20 protein-coding genes are annotated in these 21311 nt (G+C 69.2%); 13 read left to right on the forward strand and 7 right to left on the reverse strand.

What is annotated here, in order from left to right:
- Positions 1-37 precede the first annotated feature (37 nt).
- The 5 genes from K2L43_RS00590 (at position 38) to K2L43_RS00610 (ending at position 5618) form a co-directional block, all read left to right on the forward strand.
- Complete coding sequence (locus tag K2L43_RS00590; RefSeq protein WP_220638276.1) at positions 38-1246, forward strand: pyridoxal phosphate-dependent aminotransferase; 1209 nt, start codon at positions 38-40, stop codon at positions 1244-1246.
- A gap of 179 nt (positions 1247-1425) precedes the next feature.
- Positions 1426-2376 carry a tripartite tricarboxylate transporter substrate binding protein gene (locus tag K2L43_RS00595; RefSeq protein ID WP_047350142.1) on the forward strand — a complete coding sequence of 317 codons (951 nt, stop codon included), beginning with the start codon at positions 1426-1428 and terminating at the stop codon, positions 2374-2376.
- A 45-nt stretch (positions 2377-2421) separates the two neighbouring features.
- On the forward strand, positions 2422-3990 hold the full coding sequence (locus K2L43_RS00600) for a class I adenylate-forming enzyme family protein (protein WP_220638277.1): 1569 nt from the start codon (positions 2422-2424) through the stop codon (positions 3988-3990).
- A gap of 27 nt (positions 3991-4017) precedes the next feature.
- Positions 4018-5013 (forward strand): tripartite tricarboxylate transporter substrate binding protein, encoded by a 996-nt coding sequence (locus K2L43_RS00605; protein ID WP_012655222.1) that lies wholly within the window; start codon positions 4018-4020, stop codon positions 5011-5013.
- Positions 5014-5150: 137 nt separating this feature from the next.
- Positions 5151-5618, forward strand: coding sequence for a PaaI family thioesterase (locus K2L43_RS00610; protein ID WP_220638278.1), 468 nt, complete (start codon positions 5151-5153; stop codon positions 5616-5618).
- Between the two features lie 16 nt (positions 5619-5634).
- On the opposite strand, the gene K2L43_RS00615 is transcribed toward K2L43_RS00610, so the two are convergent.
- From K2L43_RS00615 to K2L43_RS00630, 4 genes are all read right to left on the reverse strand, one after another.
- Positions 5635-6654, reverse strand: a complete 1020-nt coding sequence (locus K2L43_RS00615) for a tripartite tricarboxylate transporter substrate binding protein (protein WP_220638279.1) — start codon at positions 6652-6654, stop codon at positions 5635-5637.
- 233 nt (positions 6655-6887) lie between these two features.
- Positions 6888-7874 carry a tripartite tricarboxylate transporter substrate binding protein gene (locus tag K2L43_RS00620; protein WP_012655225.1) on the reverse strand — a complete coding sequence of 329 codons (987 nt, stop codon included), beginning with the start codon at positions 7872-7874 and terminating at the stop codon, positions 6888-6890.
- A 44-nt stretch (positions 7875-7918) separates the two neighbouring features.
- A complete protein-coding gene (locus K2L43_RS00625) occupies positions 7919-9061 on the reverse strand; it encodes an acyl-CoA dehydrogenase family protein (protein ID WP_220638280.1) in 1143 nt (380 codons plus the stop codon).
- Between the two features lie 76 nt (positions 9062-9137).
- Positions 9138-10685: an AMP-binding protein gene (locus K2L43_RS00630; protein WP_220638281.1), complete on the reverse strand. Its 1548-nt coding sequence runs from the start codon at positions 10683-10685 to the stop codon at positions 9138-9140.
- Positions 10686-10890: 205 nt separating this feature from the next.
- On the opposite strand from K2L43_RS00630, the gene K2L43_RS00635 reads away from it, so the two are divergent.
- The 8 genes from K2L43_RS00635 to K2L43_RS00670 all read left to right on the forward strand — a co-directional run bounded on the left by K2L43_RS00635 (position 10891) and on the right by K2L43_RS00670 (position 18632).
- A complete protein-coding gene (locus tag K2L43_RS00635) occupies positions 10891-12069 on the forward strand; it encodes a thiolase family protein (RefSeq protein ID WP_220638282.1) in 1179 nt (392 codons plus the stop codon).
- A gap of 65 nt (positions 12070-12134) precedes the next feature.
- Positions 12135-12902 (forward strand): SDR family NAD(P)-dependent oxidoreductase, encoded by a 768-nt coding sequence (locus tag K2L43_RS00640; RefSeq protein ID WP_220638283.1) that lies wholly within the window; start codon positions 12135-12137, stop codon positions 12900-12902.
- Positions 12903-13164: 262 nt separating this feature from the next.
- The gene (locus tag K2L43_RS00645) at positions 13165-13929 is read left to right on the forward strand and encodes a crotonase/enoyl-CoA hydratase family protein (RefSeq protein ID WP_220638284.1); all 765 of its coding nucleotides are present in this window, start codon (positions 13165-13167) and stop codon (positions 13927-13929) included.
- A gap of 100 nt (positions 13930-14029) precedes the next feature.
- Positions 14030-15028: a tripartite tricarboxylate transporter substrate binding protein gene (locus tag K2L43_RS00650; RefSeq protein WP_220638285.1), complete on the forward strand. Its 999-nt coding sequence runs from the start codon at positions 14030-14032 to the stop codon at positions 15026-15028.
- Positions 15029-15040: 12 nt separating this feature from the next.
- Positions 15041-15856, forward strand: coding sequence for an SDR family oxidoreductase (locus K2L43_RS00655; RefSeq protein WP_220638286.1), 816 nt, complete (start codon positions 15041-15043; stop codon positions 15854-15856).
- Positions 15853-16647: an enoyl-CoA hydratase/isomerase family protein gene (locus tag K2L43_RS00660; protein ID WP_220638287.1), complete on the forward strand. Its 795-nt coding sequence runs from the start codon at positions 15853-15855 to the stop codon at positions 16645-16647. Before K2L43_RS00655 ends, K2L43_RS00660 begins: the two co-directional genes overlap by 4 nt.
- Positions 16648-16693: 46 nt before the next feature.
- The gene (locus K2L43_RS00665) at positions 16694-17476 is read left to right on the forward strand and encodes an IclR family transcriptional regulator (protein WP_220638288.1); all 783 of its coding nucleotides are present in this window, start codon (positions 16694-16696) and stop codon (positions 17474-17476) included.
- A 43-nt stretch (positions 17477-17519) separates the two neighbouring features.
- Positions 17520-18632, forward strand: coding sequence for a CaiB/BaiF CoA-transferase family protein (locus K2L43_RS00670; protein WP_220638289.1), 1113 nt, complete (start codon positions 17520-17522; stop codon positions 18630-18632).
- A gap of 36 nt (positions 18633-18668) precedes the next feature.
- Here the strand turns inward: K2L43_RS00670 and K2L43_RS00675 are convergent, their stop codons facing one another.
- The 3 genes from K2L43_RS00675 to K2L43_RS00685 all read right to left on the reverse strand — a co-directional run bounded on the left by K2L43_RS00675 (position 18669) and on the right by K2L43_RS00685 (position 21251).
- On the reverse strand, positions 18669-19892 hold the full coding sequence (locus K2L43_RS00675) for an MFS transporter (RefSeq protein ID WP_220638290.1): 1224 nt from the start codon (positions 19890-19892) through the stop codon (positions 18669-18671).
- An 82-nt stretch (positions 19893-19974) separates the two neighbouring features.
- Positions 19975-20844 (reverse strand): CoA ester lyase, encoded by an 870-nt coding sequence (locus tag K2L43_RS00680; RefSeq protein ID WP_220638291.1) that lies wholly within the window; start codon positions 20842-20844, stop codon positions 19975-19977.
- 29 nt (positions 20845-20873) lie between these two features.
- Positions 20874-21251: a VOC family protein gene (locus K2L43_RS00685; protein ID WP_220638292.1), complete on the reverse strand. Its 378-nt coding sequence runs from the start codon at positions 21249-21251 to the stop codon at positions 20874-20876.
- Positions 21252-21311 lie beyond the last annotated feature (60 nt).

Genomic DNA, 21311 nt, shown 5'->3' on the forward strand with positions numbered 1-21311 from the left:
TTGTTTCCCATACCTTTTCGCTTTCCATCTGACCCGCATGCACAACCCCGCTTCGCCCACCGATACCCTCCTGCCCGCCCTGGCGCGGCCCGCCATCCAGAGCCTGGGCGGATCGCTGATCCGCGAAGTCGCCAACACCGGCATGGGCCGCGCGGACGTGCTGCCCTTCTGGTTCGGCGAGTCCGATCAGCCCACGCCGCAGTTCATCCGGGATGCGGCGGCGCAGTCGCTCGGCTCGGGCGAGACCTTTTATTCGCAGAATCTGGGCCGGCCCTACCTGCGCGAGGCCATCGCGCAATATCTGTCGGGCCTGCACGGACGCGAGGTGTCCGCCCAGCGCATCGGCGCTGTGGCCTCGGGCGATGCCGGGCTGATGCTTACCTGCCAGATGCTGCTGTCACCGGGCGATCGCGTGGTGGCCGTCACGCCGCTGTGGCCCAACCTGCTGGAGATGCCGCGCATCCTGGGCGCGCAGGTTGAACGCGTGCCACTGGCGGTGCGGGGCGGGCGCTGGACGCTTGCGCTGGATCGGCTGCTGGATGCGCTCACGCCGGGCACGCGCATGCTCATCCTCAATTCACCCAACAACCCCACAGGCTGGACCATCGATGAGGAAAGCCTGGTGGCGATCCTCGCGCACTGCCGCCGCCATGGCATTTGGATTCTGAGCGACGACGTGTACGAGCGTCTGGTATACGACCCGCAGCTGGCCAGCGCACCTTCTTTCCTGCGCCACTACGCACCGGGCGACCGCATCATCTCGGTCAACAGTTGTTCCAAGGCGTGGTGCATGACGGGTTGGCGCGCGGGCTGGATGGTGGTGCCCGAGGCGCTGGAGGCCGACCTGGGCAAGGTCATCGAATACAACTTCTCCTGCATCTTCGAGCCCGTGCAGCGCGCCGCAACGGTGGCTTTGCAGCAGGGCGAGGCGCATGTGGCGCAGCTGCGCGCGGGCCTCGTGGAAAGCCGCCGGCTGCTGGTGCAAGCGCTGCGTGCCGTGCCGGGTGTGGAAGTGCCCGATGCCGGCGGGGCGATGTACGTGTTCTTCCGCCTGGCGGGCTTTGACGACTCCCTGGCGCTTGCCAAACATCTGGTGAGCGAGGCCGGCTTGGGCCTGGCGCCGGGCGCGGCCTTCGGCCCCGAGGGTGAAGGCTGGCTGCGCTGGTGCCACGCGGTGTCCGACGGGGCCAGACTGCGTGAGGGCGTGGAGCGTCTTGCGCGATTCGTGCAGCGTGCCACGGCTTGACAGGCGTGTGCGGCCGGTGGCCGCAGTCACCACGTGTACACGCGTCCCCGCCGTCCTTTCAACCTGCCTAAGCATGGGTTGCTGAATCACGAAGCGTGTCTCCCATGAAACCCTGAGCCGTCGCCGTCAGCCTGCCCTTATCGTGTGGTGAACCCCATTGCACACGACAAGGACACGACATGCCCCTGCGCAGCCATCTGCTTGCCCTCTGCCTGACCGCCCTTCCGCTGGCCACCTGGGCTGCCTGGCCCGAGCGTCCCATCACCATCGTCGTGCCAGCCGCTGCGGGCGGCACCACCGACATCGCGGCGCGCGTGCTGGCCGAAAAGATGGCCAAGGACCTGGGCACTTCCATCGTCGTGGAGAACAAGGGTGGCGGCGGCGGCAGCATCGGCACCGCGCAGGTGGCGCGCGCCAAGCCCGACGGCTACACGCTGCTCATGGGCAACATCGGCCCGGTGGCGATCAACTTCAGCCTCTACAAGCAGCTCAGCTACAAGGAAAGCGACCTGCGCGGCATCACCAACGTGATCTCCGTGCCCAACATCCTCGTGGTCCATGCCGACTCCCCCGTGCGCAGTGCGCAGGAGCTGGTCAGCCTGGCGAAGACGCGCCGCCTCAATGTGTCCACCTCGGGCGTGGGGCAGTCCCCCCACATGTCCTCGGAGATGTTCCGTCAGAAGTCAGGCATCGAAGTGACCCTGGTGCCTTATCCCGGCGCGGCGCCTGCCGTCACGGCGCTGCTGGGGCAGCAGGTGGATTTCATGATCGACAACCTGCCCAGCTCCATGCCGCACATCAAGGCCGGCAAGTTCCGCGCGCTGGCCATCACCAGCGCCGAGCGCTCGGCGCAACTGCCTGATGTGCCGACCATGGCCGAGGCCGGCGTGCCCATGCAGGTCACGGCCTGGTTCGGCCTGCTGGCGCCGACCGGCACGCCAGATGCGGTGGTCGAGCGCCTGCAGCAATCGGCGCGCAAGGCCATGCAAACGCCCGAGGTGCGCCAGCGCTTTGCCGAACTGGGCGGCGTGCCCGGTGGCGAGACGCCGGCCGAGTACGACGCCTTCATCGCCCAGGAACGCAAGAGCTGGGCACAGATCGTCAAGGCGGCGGGCCTGTCCCTCGAATAACCCGGGCGGGGCGCGCGCCCCGTCTTTTCACTGCTCTCCCATTCCATGCATCCAGACATCGAACACCTGCTGGCCCAGCCCTTCGGCTCGCTGCCCGAACTGATTGAACGCCAGGCCGCGCACCGCCTTGGCCACACTGCCCTGGTCCTGGAGGGCCAGCGCCTGGACTACGCCGCGCTGCACGCCGGCATGGACCGCGTGGCGCGCAGCCTGCAGCGTGACGGCATGCAACCCGGCGATGTGGTGGCCATCTGCGCAGGCACCTCGGTCGAATATGTGCTGGCCTACCTGGGCGCTCTGCGCGCCGGCGTGGCCGTGGCGCCGCTGGCGCCTTCGGCCACGGCCGAGCACCTGGGCGCCATGCTGGACAACTGCGGCGCGCGCCTGGTGCTGCGCGACCGCGAGGTGGCCGCGCAATGGCCGCTGCATGCGGGCGCTGCGCTGCGCTGCGTGGCGCTGGACGATGCGCCCGACGCGGGCGAGCCTTGGGTTCAATGGCTGGCCCCCGGCGATACAGCGCCCGCGCCCATCACGCCGCAGCCCGACTGGCCGTTCAACGTGATCTATTCATCAGGCACCACCGGCGTGCCCAAGGGCATCGTGCAGTCGTGGGCCATGCGCTGGGCGCATGTGCGGCGCGCAGTCACCAACGGCTACGGGCCCGATGCCGTCTCGCTGTGCGCCACGCCGCTGTATTCCAACACCACGCTGGTGGCGGCGCTGCCCACGCTGGCGCTGGGCGGCACGCTGGTGCTGATGCGCAAGTTCGATGCCACGCGCTATCTGGCGCTGGCCCAGCAGCACGGCGCTACCCACACCATGCTGGTGCCCGTGCAGTACCAGCGCCTGATGGCCTGCCCGGATTTCGACCGCACGGACTTGAGCCGGCTGCAACATAAGTTTTGCACCAGCGCGCCCTTCAGTGCCGCGCTCAAGGCCGAGGTGCTGCGGCGCTGGCCGGGCCGGCTCATCGAGTACTACGGCATGACCGAAGGCGGCGTGCGCTGCGAACTGCACTGCCATGACTTTCCGCACAAGCTGCACACCGTGGGCCGCCCGGGTGAGGGCGCCGCCATCCGGTTTATCGACGAGCAGGGGCGCGAACTGCCTGCGGGCGAGCAGGGCGAGATCGTCGGCCGCTCGGCTGGGATGATGAGCGGCTACTACCGCCTGCCGGACAAGACGCGCGAGGCCGAGTGGTTCGATGCGGAAGGCCGGCGCTACATCCGCAGCGGCGACGTGGGCCGGCTGGACGCGGACGGCTTCATCGTGCTGGGCGACCGCAAGAAGGACATGATCATCACGGGCGGCTTCAACGTCTACCCGAGCGACATCGAGGCTGTGCTGTGCCAGCACCCGCAGGTGGCCGAGTGCGCCGTGGTCGGCGTGCCCTCCGAGCAGTGGGGCGAGACACCCGTGGCCTATGTGGTGGGGCGCTCGGGATCACAGCACACCGCAGAAGAATTGCGCGAATGGCTCAACACCCGCGTGGGCAAGACCCAGCGCGTGGCCGACCTGCGGCTGGTCGAGCGCCTGCCGCGCAGCGAGATCGGCAAGGTGCTCAAGCGCACGCTGCGCGAGCAGTACCTGCAAGCGGCGCCCATCGCCGGCTGACTTTCCTCTCACCACCCGGAGACTGCCATGTCACTGCCTCGTCCCTCGCGGCTGCGCCGCGCCTTGCTCGCCAGCATGGCCCTGACCGCCAGCGCCCTGCTGGCGCCCGTTGCCTACGCCGCGGACGCCTGGCCCGCCAAGCCGATCCAGCTCGTGATTCCCTACCCGCCTGGTGGCAGCGCCGACCTGCTGGGGCGCCCCTTGGCGATGCAGTTGCAGCAGCAGCTGGGCCAGCCCGTGGTGCTGGAGTACAAACCCGGGGCGGGCGGCACGCTGGCCTCGCAGTATGTGGCGCGGGCCAAGCCCGATGGCTACACCGTGTTCATGGTGCTGGCCGCGCATGCCATCAACGACAGCCTCTACCCCAAGCTGCCCTACGACACGCGCAAGGACTTCGCCCCCGTGTCGCTGGTGGCCAACCTGCCCATGGTGGTGGCGGCCAGCGGCAAGCTGCCTGCAAAAAACATCCATGAACTGATCCAGGCCGCCAAGGCGGCGCCGGGCAAGCTGACCTTTGGCTCGGCCGGCAACGGCAACACCGGGCACCTCGCGGCGGAATACTTCAGCAGCATCGCCGGGGTCAAGATGACGCACGTGCCCTACAAAGGCAGCGCCGGCGTGGTCAACGCCATGCTGGCGGGTGACATCGACCTCACGTTCGACAGCATCTCCACCTCCATGCCGCACATCCGCGGCGGGCGCATGCATGCGCTGGCCGTCACCAGCCCGCAGCGCTCGGCCCTGGCGCCCGAGGTGCCGACGGTGCAGGAGCAGGGCATGGCCGGCTTTGACGTGACCGGCTGGTATGCGCTGATCGCGCCAGCCGGCACGCCACCCGAGATCACCCAGCGCCTGAGCCGCGAGATCGCCGCCGCGCTGCGCCAGCCCCAGCTGCAATCCCAACTGGCCGCCGGCGGCTACGAGCCCGTGGGCTCCACCCCCGAGGCGCTGCAGGCGCACATCGAGCGCGAGATCACGCGCTGGGCCGCCGTGGTCAAGTCCACGGGGGCAAGAGTGGATTGACACCCCCTGAGCCGCTGCGCCGCTTCCCCCGCTCGCGGTTGCGCCAGCGCGGCGCGGCCGGCATAGGCCGCTTGCGCGGCCGCCCGTGCCTGGGCCCTGCCGTGCGGGTGCACCATGAACCACTGACAATCCCCTTCATGCAACAACCGTCTTCCATCACCGCCGACATTCCCCTGAGCCCCTTCGCCGGCGAAGCCCCCGACATGTTCTTTGGCCTGCCCATGGCCATGGCCCGCGCCATGGCGCTGCGCGGTGAGCGCATCGGCCACGACATGGCCCAGGTGCGCATGGGCTTCCAGGCGGACCAGGCCAACAGCCGCGGCGAGGTCCACGGCGGATCGATCGCTACGCTGCTGGACTGCACGCTGGCCGCGGCCGCGCGCGCGCACGACCCGGCTGCCTATGGCGTGGCCACCATCGACCTGACGCTGCATTACGTCGCCGCGGGCGCGGGCGATCTGATTGCCACCGCGCGCTGCGAGCGGCGCGGCCGCTCCATCAGCTTCGTGCGCGGCGAAGTGCGCGCCGAGGACGGCACGCTGGTGGCCATGGCGACGGGCAGCTTCAAGCTGATCGCCCGCTCCACTGCATCCGCCAGCGCCTAGGCGCCAGCGGGGCTGCTCAGCTGGGTTGAACGCCTGCAGCTTGCAGCAGGCGGCCCCAGACAGGGGCTTCCTGGGCCCACAGGCGGGCGAACTTCTCGGGCGTGTCGTCGTCCACCGGTACGAAGCCGGCGGCGATGATGCGCGCCAGGCCCTCGCGGCTGGCCACGGCGTGGTTGGCGGCCAGGGCCCATTGCCGCGCCACGTCGGCCGGCATGGCTTTGGGGCCGGCAATCGCCAACCAACCCACAATCGACAGCGCATCCTGTGGGTAGCCGGCCTCGGTGAAGGTGGGCACCTCGGGTAGCAGCGGCACGCGACGCGGGCCGGTCACGGCCAGCGCGCGCAGCTTGCCCGCGTCGACGTGCGCCTTGAGCGACAGCAGGCTGCCCATGCCGATCTTGATCTGTCCGCCCAGCAGGTCCTGCACCATCGGCGCCTCACCTTTGTAGGCCACATGCGTCATGTCGGCGCCGGCCACCTTGCTGAGCGTGGTGCAGGCCAGTTGGCCGTGCGATCCGATGCCGTAGGAGCCATAGGTCAGCTTGCCCTTCTGGGAGCGGATCCAGGCCATGAAGTCCCGCAGGTTCTGCGCCGGCGTGTCGGCGGTGACCACCAGGGCGATCGGCGCGAGGCACACGCGCACCAGCGGGGTCAGCTCGGTCAGCGGGTCGTAGGGCGTTTTCTTGTACAGGTACTTGTTGGTCAGCATCGACGAGGTGGTGCCCAGCAGCGCGGTCATGCCGTCGGGCGGCGCCTTGGCGACCATCTCGCCGGCGATCAGGCCGGCCGCGCCGGGCTTGTTGTCCACCACCACCGACTGGCCAAAGCGCTGCGCCATGCGCTCGCCCAGTATCCGGGCGATCACGTCGGTGGCGCCGCCAGCGGCAAAGGGCACCACCACCCGCACGGGGCGGGTGGCGAAGCCGGCGGGCGCGGCCTGCGCCCGTGCGCCCAGCGGGCCTGCCGCCGCGGTTGCGGCGGCCAGGGCCAGCAGGTGGCGCCGGTTCCATCCAAGGGGGTGGGCTTCGTGATTCATCGCGCGTCTCCTTTGCCTGTATGGCCTCTCAGTTATCCATAGCGCTACGCACCGCCCGCAGCCCATGCAACCGGCGCACCCCAAGCCAGGGCCGCCACCAAGCAAGGGCCTATGCCGGCCTAGGCCCGCGCCGCGCCGAGCCGCCCCGCAGCGAGGGCTGCGTCCCCTGCCCGCACGGCAGCAATGCGAGAGCGGGGGCAGGCGCGAAGCGACTCGGGGGGCGTCGTTTCATCTCAGTCCATCGAGATCTTGGCGGCCTCGGCCACGGCCTTCCAGTGGGCAGCGTCCTTGTCGATCTGGGCCTTGAAGTCGTCGGGCAGGGACCCCACGGGGATCAGGCCCATCTCGGTCAGGCGCTTGTTCAGCTCGGGCGACTTGACGATGGAACTCACCTCGCTGCCCAGCTTGTCCACGATGGCCTTGGGCGTGGTGGCGGGCACGAACATGCCGAACCAGCCGTTGGCTTCCAGGCCGGGGTAGCCGGCTTCGGTCATGGTGGGCACCTGGGGCAGGGCCGGGTGGCGCTGTGCGCCGGTGATGGCCAGGATGTTGATCTTGTCCGACTTGATGTGCGGGTAGGCGGCCGTGGCGTCCACGAAGGCCAGCGACAGTTGCCCGCCCAGCATGGCCGCCATCTCGGGGCCCGAGCCCTGGTAGGGAATGTGCGTGATGTCGATGCCGGCCTTTTGCTTGAAGCGCTCGCCGTTCATGTGCGACGAGGTGGCGTTGCCGTAGCTGCCGAAGTTGAGCGTGCCGGGGGCTGCCTTGGCCTTGTCCACGAACTGCTGCAGCGTAGTCACGCCCGAGCTGCGCGGCACCATCAGCAGGTCGGCCGACTTGGCCACCTGCGACACCGGGGCCAGGTCGCTGAGCTTGTAGGGCACCTTCTTGTACAGCGCCGGGATCTGCACCACGGTGGTGATGCCCATGAGCACCGTATAGCCGTCGCCGGGCGCCTTGGCCACGGTGTCGTTGCCCAGGATGCCACTGGCCCCGGGCTTGTTTTCCACCACCACGGCCTGGCCCAGGCGCTGGGACAGCTGCGTGCCGATCAGTCGGGCAATGATGTCTGTGCCGCCGCCGGCCGGATAGGGCACGATGACGCGGATGGGTTTGCTCGGGTAATGGTCCTGCGCCTGTGCGGCGCCCACGCCGCACGTGGCGGCCAGGGCGATCAGGGGCAGCCATTGGCCCAGGGTCTTGCGCCGGGTGAATGCCATGGTGTTGTCTCCTTGGGTTTTATGTAGAAAGGGAATGGCTCGTGCTACAGCGTGCGGGCGATGATTTCCTTCATGATCTCGTCGCTGCCGCCGTAGATGCGGCCGATGCGGGCATCGGTCCAGGCGCGGCCCACCTGGTATTCGGTCATGTAGCCGTAGCCGCCGTGCAGTTGCAGGAACTCGTCGAGCAGCTTGTTCTGCAGCGCCGTGGCGTTGAGCTTGACCATGGCGGCGCGCTCGGGCGTCAGCTTGCGCTGCATGTGCAGCTTCATGCATTCGTCGACAAAGGTGCGCAGCATGGTGGCCTGCGCCTTGGCCTCGGCCAGCTTGAAGCGCGTGTTCTGGAACTCGAACACGGTCTGGCCGAAGGCCTTGCGCTCACGCGTGTAGTCGATGGTCTTTTGCAGGAAGGACTCGATGCAGCGGGCCGCGCGCACGGCGACCACCAGGCGCTCCTGCGCGAGCTCCTTCATCAGGTACTTGAAGCCCATGTTCTCCTCGCCCAGCAGGTTGCCCACGGGCACCTTGACGTTGTCGAAGAACAGCTCGGAGGTGTCCTGCGCCATCAGGCCGATCTTCTCGAGCTTGCGGCCCTTGGAGAAGCCCGGCGTGCCCTCTTCCACCACGATCAGCGACACGCCCTTGGCGCCCAGCTCGGGGTTGGTCTTGGCGACGACGATGACGATCTCGCTGTTGATGCCGTTGGTGATGAAGGTCTTGCTGCCGTTGAGGATGTAGTGGTCCCCTTCGCGCCGTGCCGTGGTGAGCACCGACTTCAGGTCGCTGCCCGCGCCGGGCTCGGTCATGGCGATGGCGCCGATCAGCTCGCCCGCGGCCATGCGCGGCAGCCAGCGGTCCTTCTGCTCGGTGCTGCCGTAGGCGTGGATGTAGGGCGCGACGATGTCCGAGTGCAGCGGAAACCCGAGGCCGCTGGCACCCGTGCGCGCCACCTCCTCGATCAGGATGGCCGCGTGGCCGAAGTCGCCGCCGCCGCCGTAGGGCTCGGGCAGCATGGTGTTGAGCAGGCCCTCGCGCCCGGCCTTGCGCCAGACTTCCTTGGGCACGATGCCGTCGCGCTCCCACTGGGCGTGGAAGGGCACGATTTCCTTGTCGAAAAAGCGCCGCGCCTGCTCGCGGAATTGTTCGTGGTCCTCGCGGTAGATGGTGCGCTGGATCAGGTCTTGCATGGCTGTTGGACTTTCCAAGGTTTGTGAATGAAATATGGCCCCAGGGCTTATGGGGTAAGCGATGGCAGCTACTTTTTTATGAGTCCCGCAGGGCGAAACCGGCCTGCGGCTGCTCGCGGAACTGTTCCTTGAGCTTGCGCCGCAGCAGCTTGCCGGTCTCCAGGCGCGGCAGCGCATCGACGAACACCATGCGCTGCGGCAGCTTGAGCCGGGCCAGCACCTCGGCGGCCCGCGCGGCGATGGCGCGCGCCGTCTCCGGCGTGGCCTCCTGGCCCGGGCGCAGCACCACGGCCGCCAGCGGCACCTCGCCGAAGTCGGGGTGGGGCACGCCGACCACGGCCACCTCCTGCACGCCGGGGTGGCGGACCAGGGCGTTCTCTATCTCCTGCGGGTAGAGGTTGACGCCGCCCGAGAGGATCAGGTCGGCGCGCCGGTCGCTCAGGAAGAGGTAGCCCTCGGCGTCCACGTGGCCGATGTCGCCGTACGTGACCCAGCCGCGGTCGTTGATGGCCTGGCGCGTCTTCTCCGGGTCGTTCAGGTAGGTGAACTGCCCGCCGCCCGAGAAATACACCTGGCCGATCCCGCCCGCGGGCAGCTCCCGGCCTTCGTCGTCCACGATGTGCAGCCGGCCCGTGGTGGCCCGGCCCACCGAGCCGGGGCGCTGGCGCCACTCGGTCGAATCGATCATGGTCGTGCCGCAGCCCTCGGAGCCGGCGTAGTACTCCATCAGGATGTCGCCCCACCAGTCGAGCATGGCGCGCTTGACATCCACCGGGCAGGGCGCGGCGGCGTGGATGGCCATGCGGTGGCTCGACAGGTCGTGGCGCCGGCGCACCTCTGCAGGCAGCTTGAGCAGGCGGCCGAACATGGTGGGCACCCACTGGCTGTGCGTGACGCGGTGGCGCTCGATGAGCGCCAGGGCGTTTTCCGCGTCGAAGCGCTCCATGATCACAGCCTGCCCGCCCAGCTCCAGCACGCGCAGCGTGTAGCGCAGCGGCGCGGCGTGGTACAGCGGCGCGGGCGAGAGGTACACCGTGTCCTCGCCCATGCCCATGAGGCGCGCCGTGCCCTGGGCCTCGGGGTCGGCCTGGCCGCGCAGGCCGGCGGGCCACAGGGGCTTGAGCACGCCCTTGGGCCGGCCCGTGGTGCCGGAGGAATACAGCAGGTCGCGCCCCAGCGGCCGGTCGGCGAAGTCCACCGGCGGGCCCTGCAGCGCCGCCAGCGCCGCGTGCAGCGACGGGGCCTGCGGCCGGGCCTCGTCCACGGTCCAGCAGGGCAGGCCGATGCCCTGGAGCTGGGGCAGCGTCTTGTCGGACGCCACCACCAGGCGCGCGCCGCTGTCGCCCACGATGTAGGCCACCTCGTCCGCCGTCAGGTGGGTGCTGAGCACGGCCGCATACAGGCCCGCCTGGCGCGCGGCCAGCACCAGGGCCAGGATCTCGACGCGGTTCTCCAGCAGCACGGCGAAGCGCTCGCCCGCCTGCAGCCCCTGCGCCGCGAGCCATTGCGCCATCTGCCGCGCCATCTGCGCCAGCGCGCCGGCGGTGTAGCTGCGGCCCTGGTCGGCCATGAACACCACCACCCGTTCGGGGGCCGCCTGTGCGCGGCCAAAGAAATCCTGCATGCCTGTCACCTGTGGTCTCCAGGCGCACCGCCAGGGGCGATGTGCCGTCAAATGCGAAACGCAAGTCTCACAAAACAATTGAGTTTTGCGATTTTTTCAGGCGTGAGTCCCATTAAACATAGGGTAAACGCAGTATTCAGCACAAACTAACGCGTGAAAAATGCTTTTAATGGATCATAAGTTTCAGAAAACACATGAAGTGAACATGAAAAATCCCGTCATCGTCGATGCCATCCGCAGCCCCATGGCCCGGGCCAAGCCCGATGGCGCGCTGGCCCAGCTGCACCCCGTGGACCTGCTCTCGCAGGTGCTGCAGCAACTGGTGGAACGCAACAAGATCGATCCCGGCAGCGTGGACGACGTGATCTGCGGCTGCGTGAGCCAGTCCGGCGAGCAGGCCAACACCCCCGGGCGCCTGGCCTGGCTGGCCGCGGGCCTGCCCGTGCACGTGCCCTCCACCACCATCGACCGCAAGTGCGGCTCCAGCCAGCAGGCCGTGCACTTCGCGGCCCAGGCCATCATGGCCGGCGTGCAGGACATCGTCATCGCCTGCGGCGTGGAGTCGATGAGCCGCGTGCCCATGGGCAGCTCGCGCATGGGCAAGAACACCACCGGCGCGCGCTTCGATGCGCTCTACGCGCCCGGCCTGGTGGGCCAGGGCGTGTCGGCCGACCTGGTGGCCGCCAAGTGGGGGCTGAGCCGCCTGGAGCTCGACACCTATGCCGCGCGCTCGCACCAGCGCGCCCACGCCGCGCAGGCGGGCGGCGGCTTCGCGCGCGAGATCGTGGGCATGGACACGCCCGCCGGCCGCGTGGCGCAGGACGAGACCATCCGCGCCGGCACCACGGTGGAAAAGCTCGCCGGCCTCAAGGCCGTGTTCGAGAGCGAGGAGCTGTCGGCGCGCTTTCCGCAGATCCAGTGGAACACCACGGCCGGCAACGCCTCGCAGATGACCGACGGCGCGGCCGCCATGCTGATCATGAGCGAGGAGCGTGCGCTGCAGCTCGGCCTGACCCCGCGCGCGCGCTTCGTGGCCTTCGACGTGGTGGGCGACGACCCGCTGTACATGCTCACCGCCCCCATCCCCGCCACCCAGCGCGTGCTGGCCAAGGCCAAGATGAAGCTGGACGACATCCACCACTACGAGATCAACGAGGCCTTCGCCTCCGTGCCCCTGGCGTGGCAGAAGGAGCTGAAGGCCGACGGTGAGCGCCTGAACCCGCGCGGCGGTGCCATCGCCCTGGGCCACCCGCTGGGCGCCTCGGGCCTGCGCCTGATGACCACCATGCTGCACGCGCTGGAAGACAGCGGCCAGCGCTACGGCCTGCAGTCCATGTGCGAGGCCGGTGGCATGGCCAACGCCACCATCATCGAACGTCTGTAACTATTGATTTGATAGCTGCTGGCGCTTGATGGACGGGCGTCGCAAGCCATAATGAGGAAAGAAGCATGAAGCTGCAACAAGGAATGACCGCCCTCGTCACGGGCGGGGTCTCGGGCCTGGGCGAGGCCTCGGCCATCGCGCTGCTGGAGCGTGGCCTGAACGTGGTGGTTGTGGACCTGAACGACGAGCGCGGCCAGGCCATGGAACAGCAATACGCCGGCCGCCTGCGCTATGTGAAGGCCGATGTGTCCGACGAAGGCCAGATGCAGCAGGCCATCGCCGCGGCCGAGGCGTTCGGCAACTTCCGCGCGCTGGTGCACTGCGCGGGCATCGGCGGCCCGGTGCGCCTGATCGAAAAGGACGGCAGCCCCGGCTCGCTGGAGAAGTACATCAACATCATCCGCGTGAACCAGATCGGCACCTTCAACACGCTGCGCCTGGCGGCCGTTGCCATGGCCAAGAACGAGCCGATCGACGGCGAGCGCGGCGTGTGCGTGCTCACCGCGTCGGTGGCGGGTTACGAGGGGCAGATCGGCCAGATTCCCTATGCCTCGTCCAAGGCCGGCGTGATCGGCATGACCATCGTGGCGGCGCGCGACCTGGCCTCCAAGTTCATCCGCGTGTGCACCATCGCACCAGGCCTGTTCGACACGCCCATCCTGGCCAAGCTGCCCGAGGCCGTGCGCCAGTCGCTGGGCGCATCGGTGCCCAACCCCGCGCGCCTGGGCCACCCCAGCGAGTACGCGATGACGGCGCTGCACATCCTCGAGAACCCCATGCTCAACGGCGAAACCATCCGCCTGGATGGGGCCATCCGCATGGCGCCTAGATAACAACCCCTGAGGAGCGCCCCTCCGTGCAGCCGCCAGAGGCGACAGCGCTTCGGGGACGTCCAAGCCTGCGCAGGCAGGCTTGGATCCGCGCCCCTCAGCCCCTTCTCTCTGCGCGCTTCGCGCTCCGGGAAGGGGGACGCAGCCCTCGCTGCGGGGCGGCGCGGCCGGCATAGGCCCTTGCTCGGCTGCCATGGCATGGGTGGCGCCAGTTTCATGGGGCGCGGGTCAGGCAACGCGGTGAAGAACTGAAAGGACTTTTTTTATGGCATTCACGGTATGGGTCGAAGTGCGCGGCAACGTGCTGGTCATGACGCTGAGCAACCCCGAGGCGCGCAACGCCGCCACGCTGGAGATGGCCGAGGCCATGGCGGCGGCGCTGGACGAGTTGGACCGCAACCCCGCGCTGCAGGTGGGCGTCATCACCGGCGCGGGCGGCACGTTCTGCGCCGGCATGGACCTGAAGGGCTTTCTGCAGGGCAAGCGCCCCAGCCTGCCGGGGCGGGGCTTCCTGGGCCTCACGCAGCAGCCCCCGCGCAAGCCGCTGATTGCGGCGGTGGAGGGCTATGCCCTGGCCGGCGGCTTTGAGACCGTGCTGGCCTGCGACCTGATCGTCGCCGCCAAGACGGCCCAATTCGGCCTTCCCGAGGTCAAGCGCGGCCTGGCCGCCGCGGCCGGCGGGCTGCTGCGCCTGCCCAGGCGCCTGCCTTACCACGTGGCGATGGAAGCCATCCTCACGGGCGAGATGTTCAGCGCCGAGCGCGCGCAGGCCCATGGCCTGGTCAACCGCCTGGTCGAGACCGGCCAAGCGCTGGACGCCGCCCTGGAGTTGGCCCAGGCCGTGGCCGCCAACGGCCCGCTGGCCCTGATCGCCAGCAAGCGCGTGGCGCAGGAGTCGGCCGACTGGTCGCAGGCCGAGATGTTCGAGCGCCAGGCCGCCATCACCGCGCCGGTATTCGCCTCGCAGGACGCGCGCGAGGGCGCTGCGGCCTTTGCCGAGAAGCGCGCGCCGGTCTGGAAGGGCGTTTGATGGAAAAAGAGGCGTTGACGCCCGTCCATCCAGCGTTAATAGCTATTTAATTCATAGCAAAAGTGGCCACAGTGCCGCAAGGACCCCAGGAGACACCACCATGCCATTCCCTCCCCGCCGCCACGCGCTGCGCCTCGCGGGCGCCACCGCCCTGCTGGGCCTGGCCGCCCTGACGGCGTCGCACCCCGCACGGGCCGACGCCGCCTGGCCCACACGCCCCATCACCTTCGTCGTGCCCGGCGCGGCCGGCGGCACCACCGACACGCCCGTGCGCTTCATGGCGCAAAAGCTCAGCGAGCGGCTGGGCCAGCCCATCGTGGTGGACAACAAGCCCGGCGCGGGCGGCTCGCTGGGCAGCAGCCTCGTAGCGCGCGCGCAGCCGGACGGCTACACCGTGCTGGTGGGCAACACCGGCTCGAACGCCATCAACTACACCGCCTACCAGAAGCTCCCCTACAAGGCCGAGGACTTCGTGGCGCTGACCGACATGATCTCGTTCGCCAACGTGCTGGTCGTGCCGGTGAAGTCGCCCATCAAGAGCCTGAAGGAGCTTGTCTCCACGGCCAAGCGCGAGCCGGGCAAGCTGGCTTTCTCGTCCGCGGGCGTGGGCCAGACCACGCACCTGATGGGCGAGCTGCTGCGCCAGAGTGCGGGGGTGGACGTGGTGCATGTGCCCTACAAGGGCTCGGCACCCGCCACCATGGCCATCGTGGCCGGCGAGACCCAGTTCATGTTCGACAACCTCACGGGGTCGCTGGGCCATGTGAAGGATGGCAAGCTGCGTGCGCTGGCCGTGACCGGCGCCACGCGCGAGCCCGAGCTGCCCGACGTGCCTACCATGACCGAGCTGGGCATGAAGGACTTCGACAAGGTGGGCTGGATGGGCTTCTTCGTGCCCGCCAAGACGCCGCCGGCCGTCGTCAAGAAGCTCACCGACAACCTCATCGCCGTGCTGCAGGACCCGGCCGTGGTCCAACGCTACCGCGAGCTGGGCGGCCGCCCCGGCGGCATGCCGCCCGAGCAGTTCTCGCAGATGGTGGAGCGCGACCGGCAGGACTGGGGCGCGCTGATCCGCAGCCAGAAGCTGCAGCTGGACTGAAAGGAGAGCGCCATGGCTGAGTCCTCCTCCTTCGCTGGCCGCCACGTCTTCGTGGCCGGCGGCACCAGCGGCATCAACCTGGGCATTGCCCAGGCATTCGCGCGCGCTGGCGCCAACGTGACGGTGATGAGCCGCTCGCCCGACAAGGTGCAGCAGGCGGCAGACACGCTGCGCGCGCTGGGCGCGCTGGGCGCGCAGGCGCTGGGCATCAGCGCCGACGTGCGCGACCCGGCGGCGGTGGAGGCCGCGCTGCGCCGGTCGCACGCGCAGTTTGGCGAGATCGACGTGTTGATCTCCGGCGCAGCGGGCAACTTCATCGCGCCCGCGGCCGACCTGTCGCCCAACGGTTTCAAGACCGTGGTGGACATCGACCTGAACGGCACCTTCCACGTGCTGCGGCTGGCCTATCCGCTGCTGAAAAAGCCCGGCGCCAGCGTCATCAACATCTCGGCACCGCAGGGCGTCAACCCCACCATGTACCAGGTGCATGCCTGCGCGGCCAAGGCCGGCATCGACATGATGACGCGCGTGCTGGCCATGGAATGGGGCGAGGTGGGTGTGCGCGTGAACGCGATTGCGCCCGGCCCGATCGGCGACACCGAGGGCATGCGCCGCCTGGCGCCCACGCCCGAGGCGCTGGCCAATGCCGTGGCCAGCGTGCCGCTGCAGCGCATGGGCACGCTGGAAGACATTGCCCACATGGCGCTGTTTTTGTCGTCGCCGCAGGCGGGCTATGTGACGGGCGCCGTCATCCCCGTGGACGGCGGCTCGTCGCTGCGCGGCGGGCGCGACATGCGTGCGTCCTACGTGCCCCGGAGCGCGGCATGAGCCAATCTTTTGAGCGCATCGCCTTCGACGTGCAGGACGGCGTGGCCATGCTGGTGCTGGACAACCCCGCCAAGCGCAACGCCTTCGACCCCGCCATGCGCGTGGAAATGGCCGAGGTGGTGCGCCAGGTGCAGGCCGACCCGGCCATCCGCGCGCTGGTGCTGACGGGCGCGGGCACGCATTTCTGCTCGGGCGGCGACCTGGGCAACATCGCCGCCAGCGGGCTGGACAACGGCGGCTGGCGCCGGCGCCTGACCAGCCTGCACGACTGGCTCAAAGATTTGATGCTGCTGGACAAGCCGGTGATCGCCGCCGTCGATGGCGCGGCCTATGGCGCGGGCTTCAGCCTGGCGCTGGCGGCAGACTTCATCATTGCCAGCACCCGCGCGCGCTTTGCCATGTCGTTCATCCGCGTGGGCGTGGTGCCGGACTGCGCGGCGTTCTACACCCTGCCGCGCGTGGTGGGCGTGCAGCGCGCGCGCGAGCTGATGCTGTCGGGCCGCGAGGTGACGGCGCAGGAGGCGCTGCAACTGGGCATTGCCACCGAGCTGGTCGAGCCCGATGCGCTACAGGCCCGCGCCCAGGCCATTGCGCGCAGCTTTGTGGGCGCGTCGCCCGTGGCGCTGAGCCTGATCAAGCGATCGCTCGCGCTGGCCGCGAGCGACCTGCCCTCGCTGCTGGAGCAGGAGGCCAACGCCCAGGCCCTGGCCATGGGCACGCCCGAGCACCGCGAGGCGGTGCGCTGCTTTCTGGAGAAAAGGCCCATGCCCTTCCAGTGGCCGCAGACCTGACTTTGAAACAGGTGAAAATCTCAAGCTTTTTGAGGTCAATGTGAACGTGAACGCAGATCCGGACGGCAAACTGGTCAGCGCCCTGGTGCGTGGCGTTTCCATATTGCGGTGCTTCTCCAGCAAGTGCCAGGAACTCAGCGCCAAGGAGCTGATGGACCTGACCGGCCTGCCCAAGCCCACGCTGTTTCGCCTGACGGACACGCTGTGCGAGCTGGGCCTGCTGCGCTATTCGGAGCGGCTGTCCAAGTACGTGCCGGGCCTGGGCCTGCTGCAGTTGTCCTCGCCCGTGCTCACGCGCATGGCCCTGCGCCAGTTCGCCCGGCCGCACATGCAGGCGCTGGCCGACCTGACCGAGGGGCAGGTGCAGCTGGCCGTGGGCCACAAGCGCCGGTTGTGCATGGTGGAGCTGGCCAACGGCATGGGAAACACCGTGTTCCGCCAGGAAATCGGCGTGCCCATCTCGCTGTCGCGCACGGCCACGGGCCGCGCCTACCTGCTGGGCATGGCCGAGGATGAGCGCAAGGCCTACCTGCAGGACCTGCAGCGCAACGACCCGCAGCGCGCCGCGTGGCTGGAGCAGCGCCTGACGGACGCGCGCGACGACTTCGCGCGCCACGGCTTCTGCCGCAGCCACGGCGACCTGCACCGCGAGATCGAATCCATCGCCGTGCCCATGTCGCAGCCGCAGGACGGGGAACTCTGGGTGTTCGCCGCCTCGGTGCCGGTGTTCAGCCCCATGTACGCCCGGCTGGAGACAGACCTGGGCCCGCGCCTGCGCACGCTGGTGCGCTCGGTGGAGAGCGTGCTCGGGGCCTCCGGCCTCACCTGATACCCGCGCCCGCCACCCATACAACATCTACCAAGGAGACATCGTGAAGGTTCTGGACAGCGTGCGCGTACTGGAGATTGGCGGCCTGGGGCCGGGGCCGTTTTGTGCGATGCACCTGGCCGATTTGGGTGCAGACGTGATCTCGATAGTCCGTGAAACGAAGGGCCGCGAGACCACCGGCGCCTTGCTCAATCGCGGCAAGCGCTCGGTGTTTGCCGACCTCAAGACCGAGGAGGGTCGCCAGCTGGTGCTGGCCCTGGTGGCCGAAGCCGATGCCCTCATCGAGGGCATGCGCCCTGGCGTGATGGAGCGCCTGGGTCTTGGCCCCGAGGAGTGCCTGGCGGTCAACCCGCGCCTGGTGTACGGGCGCATGACGGGCTGGGGCCAGAGCGGACCGTTGGCACCGCGTGCGGGGCACGACACGAACTATGCCGCCGTCAGCGGCGCGCTGTGGGGCTGCAGTCCGGCGGGCGCGCGGCCCGTCTCGCCTTTCGCCGTGCTCGGCGACATCGGCGGCGGTGCCATGTACCTGATGACGGGGCTGCTGTCGGGCATCGTGCAGGCGCGCGCCACGGGCCGCGGCACGGTGGTGGACGCAGCCATCGTGGACGGCTCGGCCCATATGCTGAACCTGATGCTGAGTGCGCGCCAGAGCGGCCTGGTGGCCGATGTGCGCGGCCAGAGCATCCACGACAGCGCGCCCTTCTACGACACCTATGTCTGCGCCGATGGCCATTACGTCACCGTGGGCGCTATCGAGCCGCAGTTCTACACCCTGCTGCTGCAGGTGCTGGGGCTGGCCGAGGACCCCGATTTCACCGGGTCGCAATGGGACAAGGCCGCCTGGCCGGTGCGGCGCGCGCGGCTGGCCGCGCTGTTCCTGGCGCAGCCGCGTGCGCACTGGCAGGCGCTGCTGGAGCCCACCGACGCCTGTTTTGGCGTCGTGCTCAGCCCCGTCGAGGCGGCGCAGCACCCGCACATGCGTGCGCGGGGTGTGTATTCCGAACGCCAGGGGGTGCTACAGGCGGCACCCGCGCCCCGCTTTGATGGTGCAGCCTACGAGCCGGGCGAGGCCTGCGCGCCCGGCGCGCATACGCAGTCGGTCATGGAAGGACTGGGCCAGTCCGGCGCGCGGGCCGTGTGGCGCCAGCGCTGAGCACGTTGCGCGGGGCAGTCTCCCGCGCGGCCCTGGTTACCGTTGCTGGAGCAGCGCGGACGCTGGCAGCAGCCTGAAGGCCAGCGAAGCCAGCGCCAGCCAGGCGGCGATGCACAGCAACACCGCGCGGTAGGGCTCCAGCCCGGCGCTGGTGGCCCAGGCGGCCACGGCGCCGGTCAGCGATTGCATCAGCGCCACCCCCAGAAACATGGCCATGGTGTAGAGAGACAGGGCGCGTCCCGTCTGTTCGTTGGGGTAGGACGAGCGCACGTCGGCATATTGCAAGATGCTGTAGCCTGACAGCAGTCCCATCGCGATCATCAGCGCCACCATGGCCTGGGCGTTGTTGACCCAGGCCATGATGGCGAACAGGCCGGCCATCGACAGCGAAGCGCGGCCCACCCAGGTGCGGCGCCGGGCGGGGCCCGGGTCCATGCGGCCGAAAGCGGCGGGGGTGAACAGCGCAATCAGCGACAACACCAGCGCCACGTTGCCACTGTCCACCAGCGAAAAACCGTAGCGGTCGATCAGCAGAGGCCCCAGCCACAGGCCGCGCAGCGACAAAAAGGCCGCATAGCACGACATGCCGAGGATCACGATGCCCCAGGTGTGTGGCACGGTAAAGAGCCGTCCCATGCCCGTCAGCGCTTCCCCCCAGCTGCTGGCTGGACGGTGTGCGGTATCGGCACGTGCCGGTTCATGCACCAGCGCATAAATCAACAGCCACGACAGCAGGCTCAGGCCTGCCAGCAGGCCAAAGCCGGCACGCCAGCCCCAGTGCTGCACCACCCAGGCCAGCGGCGTGCCGGTGAACAGCAACCCCAGCCCGCCCAGGCCCATGCTCAGGCCCGAGAAAAAGGCAAACCGGTCGGCCGCGAAATAGCGCGCAATGAACAGCGTGCAGGCCACGAAGGCGGGTGAATAGCCCACCCCGATCAGCACCTGACCGACCATCAGCCAGCCATAGCTGGGCGCCAGCGCAGACAGGGCCGCGCCAGCGATGCCCAGGGGCGCAGCCACCAGCACCGTGCGGCGCAGGCCGTAGCGGTCCAGTGCGATGCCCATCAGCAGTTGCGCAATGCCGAACGACAAACCAAACAGTCCGGCAAACGCCCCCAACGAGGAAGCCTGCAGGCCGAAATCTGCCTGCAGGCCCTGGGCCACGATGGCGGTGGTGGTGCGGTAAGCCTGGCTCAGCGCAAAGCCCGACAGCAGCGTGAGCAGCATGACCCACAGCGGTTGTGTACGGGAGAGTCTCATCGAGGGAAGAATGACGGTAGGGGCACGCCGGTGATTGTGCCGGCGCGCGGCAGAGCTGCAGGCACGAAACCGGAGCGGGCCTTCAGACCCTCGCCAGGCGCTGCAGCGCCCGCGCGTGGCGCAGCAAGGTCTGCTCGGCCTGCGCCAGGACCGGTGCATCGACCATGCGGCCGTCGAGCACGCACACGCCGCCACCCGCCTGCTCCAGCGCCTGCCGCACGCGCTGCGCGTAGGCCACGGCAGCCTCATCGGGGTCGAACGCGGCATGCAGCACTGGCACCTGCGCCGGGTGGATGCACAGCTTGCCGCCAAAGCCCATGCGCCGCGCGCGCTCGGCATCGCGGCCCATGCGCTCGGGATTGCGCGTGTCCACCGTCACGCCGTCGATGGGCGCGGCCAGCCCCGCGCGGCGCGAGGCCAGCACCAGGGCCATGCGCACGGGCAGCAACTCCTGCTCGTCTTCGGCGCAGGCCATGCCTGCGTCCACCTGGAAGTCGAGATGCCCGAAGGCCAGCCGCGCTACCTGGGGCGCGGCAGCCAGCGCGTCGGCGGCCGCCAGGCCCGCCACGCTTTCCACCAGCGGCACCAGCGCAGCCTGCGGCCCGGCGGCCCGGGCCACGGCCTGCAGGGTCTGCGCGCGCTCGGCCTTGGGCACCACGGCGCCGACCAAGCCCTGGGCGGTGAGTTGTGCCAACGCCTGCAGATCGGCCGCAAACCAGGGGGTTGCCTCGCTGTTGATGCGCACCAGCAGCCGTGCGCGCTGCGGGGCCGGCAGGGCGGTCAGCGCATCGGCCAGGGCGGTGCGGGCGCGTTCCTTGTCTGCGGGGGCCACGGCGTCCTCCCAGTCGGCAATCACCAGGTCGGCGCCGCTGGCCAGGGCCTTGGGCAGCCGCTCGGGCTGGGTGGCGGGAACGAAGAGGAAGGAGCAGGCGTGGCGCACGGAGTCGGTCATGGGAAGCAGGGAGGCGGGAACAGCGCGGGTCAGGCGTATTCCGAGATTTCGATCAGGTTGTGGTCCGGGTCGCGCACGTAGACCGAGAGGATGGGGCCGCGCGCGCCGGTGCGCTGCACCGGGCCGCACTCGATGGCAATGCCGTGCTCGGCCAGGCGCTGCTGCACCTGCGCCAGCGGGATGGACGCAATGAAGCACAGGTCCAGCGCGCCCGGCAGGGGGTGCTGGGCCTTGGGCTCGAACTCGCGGCCCTGGATGTGCAGGTTGATCTTCTGCCCGTTGAACACAAAGGCCTTGCGGCCTTCGCCAAAGGTCTGCAGCGCCATGCCCAGCACGGTGCTGTAGAAGTGCACGCACTGCGCCTCATGGGCGGTGGTGAGCACGAGGTGGTCCAGCCGGTCGATCATGGGGTGCCTTGTGGTGCAAGCGCCCTGGCCGGCAGCGTGCCAGCCGGGGCAAAACGGGCG

It is taken from the genome of Diaphorobacter sp. MNS-0, assembly GCF_019602835.1.
GTDB classification, from domain to species: Bacteria; Pseudomonadota; Gammaproteobacteria; order Burkholderiales; family Burkholderiaceae_C; genus Diaphorobacter; species Diaphorobacter nitroreducens.

Bases quoted from the DNA above. Each gene is read 5' to 3' on its own strand.
- K2L43_RS00590 (WP_220638276.1), top strand. From the start codon at position 38: ATGCACAACCCCGCTTCGCCCACCGATACCCTCCTGCCCGCCCTGGCG.
- K2L43_RS00595 (WP_047350142.1), top strand. From the start codon at position 1,426: ATGCCCCTGCGCAGCCATCTGCTTGCCCTCTGCCTGACCGCCCTTCCG.
- K2L43_RS00600 (WP_220638277.1), top strand. From the start codon at position 2,422: ATGCATCCAGACATCGAACACCTGCTGGCCCAGCCCTTCGGCTCGCTG.
- K2L43_RS00605 (WP_012655222.1), top strand. From the start codon at position 4,018: ATGTCACTGCCTCGTCCCTCGCGGCTGCGCCGCGCCTTGCTCGCCAGC.
- K2L43_RS00610 (WP_220638278.1), top strand. From the start codon at position 5,151: ATGCAACAACCGTCTTCCATCACCGCCGACATTCCCCTGAGCCCCTTC.
- K2L43_RS00615 (WP_220638279.1), bottom strand. From the start codon at position 6,654: ATGAATCACGAAGCCCACCCCCTTGGATGGAACCGGCGCCACCTGCTG.
- K2L43_RS00620 (WP_012655225.1), bottom strand. From the start codon at position 7,874: ATGGCATTCACCCGGCGCAAGACCCTGGGCCAATGGCTGCCCCTGATC.
- K2L43_RS00625 (WP_220638280.1), bottom strand. From the start codon at position 9,061: ATGCAAGACCTGATCCAGCGCACCATCTACCGCGAGGACCACGAACAA.
- K2L43_RS00630 (WP_220638281.1), bottom strand. From the start codon at position 10,685: ATGCAGGATTTCTTTGGCCGCGCACAGGCGGCCCCCGAACGGGTGGTG.
- K2L43_RS00635 (WP_220638282.1), top strand. From the start codon at position 10,891: ATGAAAAATCCCGTCATCGTCGATGCCATCCGCAGCCCCATGGCCCGG.
- K2L43_RS00640 (WP_220638283.1), top strand. From the start codon at position 12,135: ATGAAGCTGCAACAAGGAATGACCGCCCTCGTCACGGGCGGGGTCTCG.
- K2L43_RS00645 (WP_220638284.1), top strand. From the start codon at position 13,165: ATGGCATTCACGGTATGGGTCGAAGTGCGCGGCAACGTGCTGGTCATG.
- K2L43_RS00650 (WP_220638285.1), top strand. From the start codon at position 14,030: ATGCCATTCCCTCCCCGCCGCCACGCGCTGCGCCTCGCGGGCGCCACC.
- K2L43_RS00655 (WP_220638286.1), top strand. From the start codon at position 15,041: ATGGCTGAGTCCTCCTCCTTCGCTGGCCGCCACGTCTTCGTGGCCGGC.
- K2L43_RS00660 (WP_220638287.1), top strand. From the start codon at position 15,853: ATGAGCCAATCTTTTGAGCGCATCGCCTTCGACGTGCAGGACGGCGTG.
- K2L43_RS00675 (WP_220638290.1), bottom strand. From the start codon at position 19,892: ATGAGACTCTCCCGTACACAACCGCTGTGGGTCATGCTGCTCACGCTG.
- K2L43_RS00680 (WP_220638291.1), bottom strand. From the start codon at position 20,844: ATGACCGACTCCGTGCGCCACGCCTGCTCCTTCCTCTTCGTTCCCGCC.
- K2L43_RS00685 (WP_220638292.1), bottom strand. From the start codon at position 21,251: ATGATCGACCGGCTGGACCACCTCGTGCTCACCACCGCCCATGAGGCG.